Source organism: Alistipes sp. An116 (assembly GCF_002161005.1).
Taxonomy (GTDB): Bacteria; Bacteroidota; Bacteroidia; order Bacteroidales; family Rikenellaceae; genus Alistipes; species Alistipes megaguti.
The window spans coordinates 237,705-251,415 of record NZ_NFLR01000001.1; the positions used below are offsets into that span (position 1 = coordinate 237,705).

At 57.7% G+C, this 13,711-nt stretch carries 7 protein-coding genes; all 7 read right to left on the bottom strand.

Annotated elements, in window-relative coordinates; all coding sequences use genetic code 11:
* Positions 1–3: 3 nt before the first annotated feature.
* Positions 4–525, bottom strand: a complete 522-nt coding sequence (locus B5E60_RS00920; protein WP_087308999.1) for a fasciclin domain-containing protein — start codon at positions 523–525, stop codon at positions 4–6.
* A complete protein-coding gene (locus B5E60_RS00925) occupies positions 522–1,943 on the bottom strand; it encodes a sialate O-acetylesterase (RefSeq protein WP_087309000.1) in 1,422 nt (473 codons plus the stop codon). The genes B5E60_RS00920 and B5E60_RS00925 overlap by 4 nt, the downstream gene beginning before the upstream one ends.
* A gap of 6 nt (positions 1,944–1,949) precedes the next feature.
* Positions 1,950–4,796, bottom strand: a complete 2,847-nt coding sequence (locus tag B5E60_RS00930) for a hypothetical protein (RefSeq protein WP_239403147.1) — start codon at positions 4,794–4,796, stop codon at positions 1,950–1,952.
* Positions 4,797–4,946: 150 nt separating this feature from the next.
* Positions 4,947–6,566, bottom strand: a complete 1,620-nt coding sequence (locus tag B5E60_RS00935) for a RagB/SusD family nutrient uptake outer membrane protein (protein WP_087309089.1) — start codon at positions 6,564–6,566, stop codon at positions 4,947–4,949.
* Between the two features lie 18 nt (positions 6,567–6,584).
* Entirely contained in the window at positions 6,585–9,659 is a 3,075-nt protein-coding gene (locus B5E60_RS00940) for a SusC/RagA family TonB-linked outer membrane protein (protein ID WP_162611579.1), read from the bottom strand.
* Between the two features lie 32 nt (positions 9,660–9,691).
* Positions 9,692–11,980, bottom strand: a complete 2,289-nt coding sequence (locus B5E60_RS00945; RefSeq protein ID WP_087309002.1) for an FAD-dependent oxidoreductase — start codon at positions 11,978–11,980, stop codon at positions 9,692–9,694.
* Between the two features lie 7 nt (positions 11,981–11,987).
* The gene (locus B5E60_RS00950) at positions 11,988–13,625 is read right to left on the bottom strand and encodes a sodium:solute symporter family protein (RefSeq protein WP_087309003.1); all 1,638 of its coding nucleotides are present in this window, start codon (positions 13,623–13,625) and stop codon (positions 11,988–11,990) included.
* Positions 13,626–13,711 lie beyond the last annotated feature (86 nt).

The window sequence follows — 13,711 nt, forward strand, 5'->3', positions numbered from 1 at the left end:
GTGTCAGTATCGGAGCATGGTTTTGACGGGGTAGACGATGATGTTCCCGACTTCGAACGATTGGTCGAGCCGGACCCGGTTTCCCTGTTTGTCGACGAGCCAGACTTTCCCCTTTCGGACCGATGCGGTTACCGGATTGCTCGGAAAAAGCGTGTAGAGTGTTTGTCCGTCACGGAATGAATCGAGCGGGAACCGTCCTTTGAGGATGTTGTATTTGATCGTGTTGCGCAGCCGGGGCGGATTTCCGTTGACGGATCCTTCGGAGCGATAGTAGACCTCGATGGCCACGTTGTCGGGGACAATGACCGTATATTTTTTACGGTCGGTGAGGTAATCGGCGAAGGTTCCGTCTCCGACATACATGGCATATATGCGTTTGTATTCCGTGGCATATCGTTCATATTTGCCGTTGTCGGCCTGGGAGATTTGACGAAGAACTTCGCCTCCCAGTTCTCCGCTCTGTTGGGCTTGTGTTGCAGGAACGGCTCCCAGCAGGGCAAGCAGAATTAATAGGCAGATTCTCATGGTTGTAGGTTTTTGGGTTGCAGATGGAAGATGAACGGAGGCAATGGAAGCCCACTGCGATGATAGATGCCGAGCGAGTTGAGATTGCCCCAGGCATAACGCACGGCGGTCGGCGTCGGTGCCCTGTCGGAGACGATCTCCAGTGAATTCCCGCGGATCCGCAGATCGGCCGGATACCAGATCCCGCCTCCGGTGCGGACCTCGATCCGGGACTCTCTTCCGCGCAGGGAGAGTCCCCCGCGTATTCCTTCGACGGGAATCCGGATCCTGTTGCCGTCAACGACCGGGTCTCCGGGCATCAACCATCCGGGGCGCTTGTCGCCGTAAACGAGGTGCAGGGCCGCCGCCGTGAACCGATCGCCCACGGGACGCTTGTTCTTGGGATGGATGTTGTCCGGATCGCCGCAGTCGGAAGTGACGACCAGAGCCGTGTGAGCGGTTGTTCGTGCCACCTCCAGTTGGGCCTGCCGCAGTTGAGCCCAGCGTTCCCCGCTTTTGTCCCAGGCGGGCCGATAGGCCGGAAGCTGGGCAAAGATGAAAGGCAGTTCATCCCGGTCGAAGAAACGCCTCCAGTCGGCGATGAGCCCCGAAAAGAGTCTGGCGTAACGTTCGGGGAAATAGCCGTTGCTTTCTCCCTGATACCAGATGACGCCGCGCAGGGAGAGTCCGTGGAGCGAGCACAGCATTTTTTCGTAGAGCGTCGACGGATTCTTGTAAAGAGCTCCGATTCCCGAGTAGTTCTTGCCGATTGCCGCCCTCAGAGCGGAATCTGCGGCAAAGGCCTCGGGGCTGATCCAGGCTTCGGCCGTGGAGCCTCCGTGCGAACAGTTGACAATGCCGATCGGGACTCCCAAGCGGCGGTGCAGTTCCCGGGCAAAGAGATAGGCAATGGCGCTCCAGTCGTAGATCCGTCGTCCGCGGGCGGCAGACCAGAGGCGGTCTGCCGTGTGGAGGCGCTTGCCGCCGCTGACGACATTGGCGCGGTAGTAGCATCGAATCTCCGGATAATCGGCGTCGCGAATCAGATCGAGACGTTCGTCGAACTCCATGCCCCGGACCTTGAAGGCCATGTTCGACTGCCCGCCGGCCAGCCAGACCTCTCCGACCAGGACATTTCGGATCTCCAATTGTTCATCGTCGCAGCGAATCTCCATCGTGCGGTTCTGAGCCGAGGCTTTCAGTGCCGGAAACATCACGACCCATCGGCCCGACGTATCGGCTTCGGTCGATACCTGGTGGTCGGCGAAGGTGATCTCGATCCGGCTTCCGGGGCGGGCCGTGCCTTCGATCGGCAGCGGCATGTCGCGTTGCAGCACCATGCTGTCGCACAGGTACGGGGCTGTGGTCAGGTTTTGCGCCTGGAATGGACTCGGTCCGAGGAGCAAAAGACACAGCAGGATATGGAACGTGGTTTTCATGAATTGCTATTTTTCAAGAACGAGGGGCTCCCACTGCATGACGGATCCATCCTTTTTTCGGGCTGAGGCACGGATCTCAATCCGCCGGTCGTCGGTCGGGAAGGTGAATTCATAGGGATAGTGAGTCGACTGCTTTTTCGATCCGTTTACCTCGGCCGAGACCGCTGCATATTGCGTGTCGCTGATATCGAAATAGAGATAGACCCGGGACTGGAGATCATCCGTATTGAGCAGCATGCAACGCACGCGCCCGTCGTCGGAGACCGCATAATCTTTCTGCCAGGCATCGGGAATCGACAGCAGATGCAGCTGAATGTCGGGACGAGGACGTACGCCCTCGATGCAAACGGCAGTCAACGAATTGGGGGCCACCTCGACGGTGAATTGCCCGTCGGACCACTCCCCGCACGCTCCGTCGGGGCTCAGAAGCCGGACCCTGCATTCGGTTTGGCGATCGAACTCCAGACGTGCGGGATTCAGTCGGACGCTGGCCCTGACCGATCGGCCGCATTGGTTCGAAAAGGCCAGACAGAGCCCTTTTTCGCTGCGGGCCGCCACGTAATTGAGTTCCACGTCGGAGCATTGAACCAATCCCGACGGCATCCAGAGCCAGGCTTTTTCACCATAGAAGGTTCCGGGACGATGGCCGTAGAATTTGCTTTGGAGATAGGCGTAGGTCTCGATGAACTCGTCGGGGAAACGGATGGCACCATGGCTCCGATAGCATGCGTCGGTGATCAGATAGTCGTAGAGCAGCGTCACGTGCGGCATGATATGGTTGTAGTGGAACGAATTTACACTCAGCTCCTTGTGCCCCTGTAGCGGGTAGTCCTCCTTTTCGTAGACAGTCGTGCGGGCGGTGTTGATGTGGTATCCCGGGAAGTTGCGATAGCGGCCGATAATGGCATTTTTGGCAATTGTGGCCAGAAAGTCGTCTCCCGTGTAGCAGGCCAGTCGGAGGAACCAGGCGGCATGATTGGCCATGAAGATGGCCCGGTGTCCGGTGCAGGTGCCCGACGATTCGGGCGAGAGACCGATTTCGGAGAGCCGCCAGGCCGGAACCTCTTCGCGTGCGGCATCCATTTGAGTATGCCCTTTTTGTTTCAGGTAGAAGTAGTAGGGGGCTTTGCCGTCGGGGTTGACGACAATCGAGGAGTCGGGCACCTGCGGACAGAACCACAGATATTGAGTATAGAGCCTGGCTCCGCGATGGGCTGCCTTCAGGTAACGCTCCTCTCCGGTTGTTTCGTACAACTCCAGCAGGTCGATCCATTTGGGCGCGAATCCCGTCCAGAAGAAGAACCCGCCGGCTGCGGGGTCCGAGAAGTCCGTGGCCGGTGAATCGATCCGGGCGGCAATGTAGGCGTCGGCTCCGCGCATGGCTTCCCGCAGGAAGGTCGAGTCCTGCGTTGCCCGGAAGAGGTGCAGGGCATTTTTCCAGGTCCGCCCCTCTTCGCGCACGTCGAGATTTCGCACGCGAGACGTTTCATACTCCTGCCGGGCGAGCCGCACGAGGAACGGATCCTTCTCTTGAAAGACCTCGTAGAGGGTCGTCAACTCCGAGATCGGAGCACAAGGTCCGTTGAGCCGTCGCGACGGATACTGAATCCGCTGTGTGGAGTCGGCCGAGAAGAGGAATTTCTCCCGGGAGAGCATGTACTCCAGAATCGGGCGGGCACGGCGTTCGTAGATGGTGCGGTTGTCGTTCAGCAGAGCGATTTCGAGCGGGTTGAGCGCCGATACGTTCTTCACGGCTCCCGGCACATCGGTCGAATAGGCGCAGCCCTTCTGTTCGTCGATGAACCAGCTGTAACGGCTCGTCGTGTAGTCGATGATACGGTCTATGGTGGCATTGAGTGTCGAGATGTCGTTGTGGCGCAGATCGCGGAATCCGTAGATTTTCTCGGCCACGTGCTGCAACGCATCGGTCGTGTTGCCCGGCGAGGCGAAGAGCAGGACGTCGAAATGCCACTCTTCTCCGGCCTGCATGCGGGATTCCGCACCGCCCGGGACCGGAGCGAAGAGCATCGGCGAGGCTTTGCCTTCAGCCGTGCGCAATGCGACACAGAAGCGGCTGTTCTCCATGACGGGCAGCGGATCAAAGGGAAATTCCGTTGGAGCGGCTACCACACCGCGGCTCGCGCCGTCGGACATGACAAAAGCCGACGGCACCGGACAACGGTAGGCCAGTGTGGCATAACTGCGGTCGGGGAAACGGCGCTCCTGCCAGATCATCGGTTGCCAGAGCTCCTCGACCCGGGCCGTATCGAGCGGTTCATACCCGGTGAATCCGACGGAATAGTATCCGTCGATGGCGGGCCGCAGCGAGCCGCGCAGACGGGGATAGCCCGAAGCGGAGTCGATGCTCAGTTCGGCGGAGAGTTCGAAATCCTTTTGAGCGGGATAGGAGAATCGAATCCGGGAGCCGTCAGACGTTATTTCCGAGGGCTTGAGGATGCACTGCTCTCCGACGTTGAAGATGGAAAAGGTTCTGGCCTGGACATCTCCGTTGAGGATTTCGGCATCGAATCCGTCTCCAATCTGGTCGTCGGTCCGAACGACCTGCCGGGCATCGCCCTGCTCCGAATGCCAGGAGGCTGCATTGTAGAGCACGTTCGGAATGCCGGCCGGACGCATCTTCAGTCCCGGATCCGTATCGGTCCGAATGACGGTGAACGACGGCGTATAAAGACTTCGCACCCCTTCCGAGCGAAAGACGATCACACCTTTGCGGGTAATCTCAACCTCGCCCGTCGGCGTGGACAGCCGCATCGGGGAGTTGCATCCCGTCAGGCAGCATATCGACGCAAACAGAACGAGGAAGGATCCGTATTGGACTTTGAAAGATTTCATCATGCAGTTCTGAGGTTAAAAATTCAACCGAAAGTCTCAACTTGTCCCGGTTCCGGGATTTTTCTTCGGATCGGAGCCGTTCCGGAATTGCGGCAGGCAGTCGTCGGATCGACGGCAGCCTGCCCGCATTCGGTGTCGCTGTGGGCGGGATTAATATCCGGGGTTCTGGTCCGCAGCGTTGATGTAGGGATTGGTGTTGATCTCGTTCTGCGGAATGGGCCACAGGTAGTCCCGATCGGGATTGAACGAACGTGTGTCCACTTTGTAGGGAATGTATTCCGGAACGGCAAGAGCCGCCTTCGAGACTGTGTATCCATAAGCGTCGGTCATCACCTCGGGCCCGATTTTCCAGCGATGAATATCCGACAGACGCGTTCCTTCGAAGGCGAACTCCACCCGACGCTCATGCCGGATGATCTCACGCAATGCCGCCGCATCGAGTCCCGTTCCTTCGGCATCCTCGACCTTGGGCATCATCACCGAAGGACGCTGGCGGACTCGGTCGATCAGCGCGCGGACCTCCGCCTCGTCGAACGATCCCGATTCCACAAGGGCTTCGGCCCGCATGAGCAGCACGTCGGCAAACCGGATCAGGATGATATTGTGCTCCGAATTGTTCTTTTCGGATTCGGTGTAGTCGTTCCATTTGCGGATCTTCATGCCCGTATGGTTTGCCGAGTTGGGTTTGAAAATCGTACCGCGGCCATTGTCCGTGCCGGGCATGATGATCGACTGGTCGAGTCGCGGGTCGCGGTTGTTGTAGGGATAGGTGGGGTTGAATTCCGGGTCGTCGCTCTTGTAGAGCTGCGTTGCTTCGTCCCACGTGACGGGATATCCGTTTTTGGTATAGTAGCTCTCTGCCAGCGAGACGGTCGGGCAGTAGGAGTTCCATTCGTAGGTAAAGGTGTACATCTGATGGGTCAATCCCTGCGAATAGGCGTTTTTCATGTACTGAATGTCGAAGATCACCTCGCAGTTGTCCTCGTATTCGGGCAGGAACATCTCCCGATAGAGCGGATAAAGATCATAGCGGAGAGCCCCGTTTTCGTCTTTCAGTTCGATCACCTGCTTGAGCGTCTTGGCAGCCTGGCTGTACATGCCGTTGTAGAGCTCGATTTTCCCTTTCAGCGCCAGAGCCGCGCCTTTGGTTGCACGTCCCGTGTCCTCGGCGGGGTAGGTGACGGGCAGGTATTTGGCCGCCTCATCCAGATCGCCGAGAATCTGCTTGATGACCTGAGCCTTGGGTGTTCGGGGTTTGCTGTCGGCCAGGTCAACCTGATCGAGGTACATCGGGACGTCGCCGAACAGATCGATCAGTTCGGCGTAGAAATAGGCCCGCAGGAAGAGCGCTTCGCAACGCAGCCGGTCCTTGATGTTGTTGGTCGGCTGGGTCAGTTCGTAACAGTTGTCGAGCCAGGCCAGCAGGGTATTGGCCCGGGAGATGCCCCGATATCCGCGGCTCCACATGTTCAGGGCGTAGGTGCTTGACGCACCTTGGGTTCCCTGGCCGAACTCCTGGGTATTCTGATTGCGCGAATAGTTGTACATGTTGTCGGTCATGCAATCGAAATCGATGGCATAGGTACGGCCCTTGACCGGCTCGAGGGCGGCGTTGTAGATGCCGTTCACGGCAATGATGGCATTCTCCTGGGAGGAGAAGAAGGTGGCCGGGTCGAGCGCATCCTGAGGCTCGCGGACCAGGTAATCGGCACAAGAGCCCAGCATCAGTGCCGAACCGATCAATATGGCTATTTTATGATAAGTTTTCATCATGATCCGAATTTAGAGTTAGAAACCGATGTTGAGACCGAAATTGTAGATGCGGACCTGCGGGTAGACCTCCGAGGCGATGTTGGTCGAAGGACGTTCGGGATCCCATCCGGGGAAGTTGGTCAGCGTCCAGGCGTTCTGGATGCCGGCATAGATACGGATTTTCGACATGTGGAGTTTGGCCGTCCATCGTTCGGGCAGCGAGTATCCCAGTTCGATGTTCTTCAGACGAAGGAACGAAGCGTCGAAGATGTAGTAGCTCGAACGGGTGTTCGCCGTTTTCGAATCGTAGTTCAGACGGGGGTTGCTGTTGGTGGGGTTGTCGGCCGTCCAGCGTTTGTCGACCATCTCCTTCCAGACGTTTCCGTTGTCGTTGTAGAACGGGACGACCATCGGCCCCTGATTGTACATGTCTCGTCCCAAAACCGTTTGCCAGAACATGTTGAAGTCGATACCTTTCCAGCCCCAGTTCAGGTTGAGCGACATGGAGACATCCGGGAATGGATCGCCGATGATCTCGCGGTCGTAATCGAGATCGATCTTGCCGTCGGGTACACCGTCGGGACCCGAGAGGTCGGCGAATTTCAGATCGCCCGGGCGCGGGCTGCCTTCGCTCGGAACGGGACGATCCTCCTTGAGCTTGTAGACGCGCTCCTCGAGCGGAACGGAGGGATCGCTGTTGTTCTGCCACGAAAAGTCGTCGAACTGGTAGACTCCGGCCATGCGATAGCCGTAGAAGGATCCCACGGGAGCACCTTCCATGTGCACGATCGGGAGCGATGCATTGATGACGGGACTCACCCCGCTCAGATCAAGCACCTTGTTGCGCAGGAACGAGGTCGTGAACGTGGCGTCGAAATACATCTTGTTGCGATAGGTCTGGCGGTAATTGAGCGTCAGTTCGAGACCCTTGTTCTCCATGCTTCCGGCATTCTGGTAAGGGCCGCCGTTGACGTTGCCGATCAGCGAAGGCGGGATGGGCAGTTTCATCAGCATGTCGGTGGTCTTCTTGTAGAAGATGTCGGCCGTAAGCGAGAAGCGGTTCCAGATCCCGATATCGATACCGATGTTGGTCTGTTCGGAGGTCTCCCACGAGGTGTCTTTGTTCGACAGCGAGGTGATGGCGGCTCCGGCCACCTGGGTGCCGTTGAAATCGTAATAGCTGTCGGTCGAGAGCGTGGGGTATCCCGTGTAGTTGGACGAGATGTATTCGTTTCCGAGGCGACCCCACGAAACCCGAAGTTTCAGGTTGTCGATGTAGTTGGAGATACCAGTGTCCTTGAAGAAGGTCTCCTCGGAGATGCGCCATCCGGCGGCTACCGACGGGAAGAGGCCCCATTTCTTGTTGTAGAAGCGCGAGGACCCGTCATATCGGGCGTTGACTTCGAAGAGATATCGGTCATCGAAGGAGTATCCGATGCGTGCGAAGAGCGAGCGGGTGGCCCGTTCGTTGATAGCATTGTCGTTGACCTGCGTGGCCGGATCACCCATGTTCAACGAGGGGGTGAACGACGACATGTTGTCGCGGCGGGCCATCTCCCATTCGTTGCGCCACCAGTATTGCGAGGCACCGATCAGGGCCGAGATGTCATGGCGCTTGATCCGCTTTTTGTAGGTTGCCGTGAGTTCGGTGGTTGTGGAGAGGGTCGTCGAGTTCTTGATCTCGATGAAGCTGGCGACCTTGTTCTGTACATCGCCGTAGAGATCCCCGACGGTGTAGATCGGCGCCACGAACTGGTCGTTGCGCGAATTGAAGTAGACCGTGGCGAACGATCCCTGGATCTTGAGGTCCTTGACGGGCTCGATTCCGACGGAGATTTTGGCCGTCAACTGGTTCGAGATGTTTTTCGTGCGGCCACCGGCTTCGAGTTGTCCCATGTGGCGGCCGTAAAAGCCGTAGAGACCGTTGTAGGCCTTGAAGATGCTGGTCGGACCGGCGCGGTGAATATCCTGAATGGTCTGATTGGTGCCCATGGCTGTCGAGGTCATGTCTTTGCGATATCCCGAAAGGTTGAGTGTCGCGAAGAATTTCCGGTTGTTGGAGTACATGCTCGTATTCGACCGGAAGGAAATTTTTTCGTTGTCCGTACCCTTGAGGACACCGTCCTGTTTGCCGTATCCGATCGAGATGCTGCCGTTGTAGTTTTTGCCGCCCATCGACATGTTCAGATAGTGATCGTGCATTGGCGCGATTCGGAAATGCCGGAGGTAGTAGTTGACCGAGACCCGTTCTCCGGAGATGTATTTTTCGCGGTCGCTGTCGAAATTCTTGATCTCGCCGTTATAGAGAAACATCTCCTCTTTCAGGTCGAGATATTCGAGTACCTTGACGGGTTCGGGCAGAGCCGTAGCCTCCTGCAGGGAGAAGCTGCCGTTGTAGGTTACCTTGAGTTTTCCGGATCCCTGCCCCGACTTGGTGGTGATCAGCACGACGCCGGCAGCGGCCCGGTTGCCGTAGATGGCAGCCGACGAGGCGTCTTTTAGCACCGACATGGACTCGATATCCTTGGGATTGACCAGGTTGATGTCGCCCTCGACGCCGTCGATCAGCACGAGCGGTTCGTTGACGTTCTCGATCGAGGATACGCCGCGGATGCGGATCGAGCCCTGGTCTTCGCCGGGTTGGCCCGAATTCTGCACCACATCGATACCGGCAATGGTTCCCTGCAGGGCCATCGAAGCCGAGGTGAGCGGGCGGTTTTCGAGGTCCTTGACCGAGACATTTTCGGCCGATCCCAACAGGTTGACCTTTTTCTGGGTGCCGTAACCTACGACCACCACTTCGTCGAACAGCAGGTTGTCGGGCGATAGTTTGATGATGTCGAATTTGGCCTTCGGATCCCCAGCCTTGAGCTTCAGGGTCTTATATCCCATGAACGAGAAGGATATCTCTGCCTTGGGACCGGGAACCTTGATCGAGTAGTTACCTTGGCTGCCAGTGATCGTTCCGGCGCCTGTTTCAGGAACGTACACGGTGACTCCTGACATGGGCTTGTCGTTTTCGTCGTGTACCACACCTTTGATCTCCCTGATTTGAGCCATGGATGCTACGATCAGGAAGAGCATCACCAGGGTTGAGTAGATTTTTTTCATAGGTTCATAGGTTGGTTTGTTGGTAATTTGGTTTATTCGATGATGATTCCCATCAGAGCGGGGCATATGTTGCCGTCCGGGCGAGAGATCCGGAGATTCAGTCCGCGGACCGCAACTGCAGGGCTAAATGTCAGCGTATTGATTGTCTGATGGTTCCCGGTCGCGAATGCCAGTTCATTCCCCCGGTCGTCCGACAGCCGGTAGTCGCGGATGCAGCCCGGCATGACGGAGTCGTAGTGACCCATCTGTACATTCTCCATGGCGTGATCGGCGTCCGTGTCGAAGAAGAGCCGCATACGCGAAATCGTGACGGGACTGCTCCAGTCGATCCGTAATTCCGGATTCGGATCTTCGCATTCGGCTATCCATCCGTTGGGGGCCAGGTAGGGACGGAAATAGTTGTTGCGCAGGAATTCGGCGCCGAATGCGTCGATTGCCGGAGAGAACCGCAGAGCAAGGTTTTTTCCTTCGGGGCGCCGTTTCGGGCACCAGAATTCAAACGTTTCGACACCGATCCCTTCGGGCGGGGTCTGCCGGCCGAAATTCGAAACGGCCGGATTCATGTGGTTGAAGACCGAGGTCAACCCCGACACGTAACGTCCGCTCAGCGGAAGGGATACCTGCTTGTTGGTCATGAAGCAGACAAAGACGTATCGGGGCGAATCGTAGGTGACGCCGAAGTCGATGTCGAGGATATTTTCCCCTTTTGAGAGTCTTCGCGTCACGACGGCATCGATCCGGTCCGGCGTATAGTTCTCACATCGCTGCGAGCTGCGCAGTTCGATCCTCAGGTCGGTAGCTTCGTCGGCCCTGACGGTGAGGTTGATTCGCGGGACGGAGCCGTTGACCGGAATAAGCTCTGCTGCGGGGTATTCGAGTCGGAACCAGCTTCCGTCGTGAGGCAGTTCGGTCAGATGGAGCTCACTCGACGGATGAAGCGAGGCGCGGTCGAGCAGATTCCGCCCGTCCGAAAGATCGAGCCCGGGAATGAACTGTCCCCGTTTGATCAGTTCGGTCTGCAGCCGGACGATTTTCTCGGGACGGGCCAGATCCGTGGGCGTGCAATGCTCTTCAAGGCAGAGAGCGGCGGCCATGCCGATGGCCTGGCCTCCGAGTGCCGCCGTGCACATGACGCGGGTCGAACCGTTGGCCACATGGCTCGAGGACATGATCCGGCCGCCGATGAAGAGATTGTCCAGATCCGGGGTCACGTAGCAGCGATAGGGAATCTGGTAGACTCCCTTGCTGTGCCATTGGTTGCAGGCATTGCTGGAGCTGTAGACTCCGTCCGAGGGGTGCAGGTCGATCGACCAGCCGCCATACGCCACGGCGTCGTAATGCGTATGCTGTTCGATGATGTCGCGCTGGGTGATGGTGTAGAGTCCCGTGAAGCGGCGGCTTTCGCGCTTGCCCGGGAAGAGCCCGGCCCATTCGAGGGTAAGAGTCTCGGCCTGCGGGAATTTGCCCGAGTTCTTGATGTAGTCCCAGACTCCATAAACAACACTCCACAATTCGAATTTGATCTGTTCGGTGTCGGTGACCGTATCCAACCGCCCGCCGTACTCCAGCCACCAGTACTTGCATCCTTGCTGTCCGACGTTGAAATAGTTGGGGTTTTGCAGCTTCGGGATTCGCTTCTCGGCGTCCTTGATGGCGACGTCCGGAGCCGTATACCGGACGGGATGTCCCGTGTCCTTCATGTAGAAGAGGATGCTGTGTCCGAGCAGTTCGCCGTACTCCTTGCGGTCGGGGGCGAAGCCTTCGCCGAACTCTTCGCGCTCCTCGGCACCCATGCGGAACGAGGCGCCGGCCAGATAGCCCAGCGTGCCGTCGCCCGTGCAGTCGGCGAACAGGCGCCCTTCGATCGTGTATTCGGTGCCGTTTTGCGGATTCACGGCCATGAGCCGGCTTACGGTGCGAGGGTCGCTTTTCTCGACGCGATAGACCACCGTATTGAGCAGCAGCGTGATGTTCGGTTCGGCGAGGACCTTGTCCATGAGGACCATGTCGAAGAGGACGGGATTCCCCTCCTTGTTTCGGAACGTGTTTTCGACGAGGATTTCGTCCAGAACACCTCCTTCACGCGACCAGCGATTGTTGTTGCCCATGTGGGAGGTGGCGCCCAGCACCCAGAGGCGCACCTCGCTCGATGCGTTTCCGCCGAGGACCGGACGGTCCTGGACCAGGATGACGCGCACGCCGGCACGCGCCGCTGTGATGGCGCTGCATACGCCGGTCATGCCGCCTCCGGCGATGACATAGTCGGCGCGGAGTGCGACCTGGCGGAAGGTCCGATAATTTTCGAATTTGGAGATGATCATATCGTTGTCAGGATTTCTTTTTGCTGTATGCGTAGGCTGCGATTCCGATGGCGAGCAGCAGTATTCCCATTCCCAGGGGAATCATCTTATGTTCGTCGGCCAGAGCTCCGAGTACGGTAACGAAGAGTCCGGAGAGAGAGGCTCCGATTCCGATGATCATGACGCTGAATCGGTTGTCCGTTTCAGCGGCATTCTGGAGCGTGTTGTCGGGATTTTTCTCGATCATGGGGATTTGGTCACCGGGACGTCGCATGCGGTGATAGATCTCGTAGACGGCGAGCATCAGAGCCGGGACAAGCACTCCGACGAGCATCTCCTGTGCGCGGTCGAGCGAGAATCCGGCCAGCGGCGTGACGAACTTGAAGAGGGCGTTGATGCAGAGGCTCCAGATGGTGACCGTCAGGATGACCTTTCCATTGAGATTGCGGGAGAAGAGCGTCCAGATAAGCGGCAGATAGAGCGGTACGCCCGTGAGTGCGGCGACGCTGATCACGACGTTGACGATTCCGCCCATGAGCGGGATGAGCAGGGCCACGACAATGGCCAGCAGTCCGAATCCGATGGTCGACCAGCGGGCCACGCGCATCAGTCCCTTTTCCGAGGTTGAGGGGTAGATCCGCCTGAAGATGTCGTTGGTGAATACTCCGGCCGAGATGTTGAGCGTGGCGTTGAGCGAACTGGCCGTGGCGAAGATCATGCCTCCGAGCATCAATCCGAGCAGCCCCGACGGCATAGCCTCCCTGCACATGAGCAGATAGGCGTTTTCGGCCTCGAGACCTTCGAGTGAAGGGTTGTAGACGCGATAGATCATCGGCGGCAGCATCCAGAGGATGGGGCTGATCAGATAGAGCGCACCGAACAGATAGCCCACTTTCCGGGCGTTGCGGGGCGAACTTACGCTGGTATATCGCTGTACGTAGGCCCAGTTTCCTCCGAGGAAGAAGAGGTTGTAGAACATGAAGGCGACGATGAATACCCAGGTATATTCACCCGAGACGACCTGAAAGAAACCTTCGGGCAGGCGGTCAAAGAACTGCTCGACACCGCCGATTTTGAGAAAGGAGAGCGGGATGACGATGATGACCGCCGCAAAGAGGATCAGAAACTGCAGGACATCGGTGACTACGACGGCTCTCAAGCCTCCGATTGCGACGTAGAGGATACTGAAGGCTCCCAGAAGGAGAATGCTGGTGTTGAGCGGGATGTCGGCCGTCACCTCGATGATTTTGGCGATGGGGTAGAGAAAGGCCCCGGTCGTAAAGAGTGAGATGAAGAGGAACAGATAGGTGTACATCTTCTGGGTGGTCACACCGAAGCGGCGGGTGATGTATTCGGCGGCGGTCAGGCAGCCGGTACGGTTCCATCGCGGGGCGATGAAATACCCGACGGCCAGTCCGGCTACGGCCATGGTCAGTTGAATGGTTACCGAGACCCATCCGAGCGAATAGGCAATTGATCCCCAGACGACGAACGTGCCGGCCGAGAAGAAGCCCATGAAGAGCGAGAGTCCGCTGATCCACCAGGGGACATTGCCGCCGCCGGCGAAGAAGCTCTTCATGTTTTTGCCGGTTGAAGAAAACGATATGCCGGCCAGCATTACTCCGGCGGCAAAGAGGAGAATGGTTATATAGTCTAAGGTTCCCATAGAAGTTATAGTTTCTGTTTGAGCGGGATTCCGGATCAATCCTTAAACAAATATATTCCATTCGGACGGATTGCAAGTCGTACGTG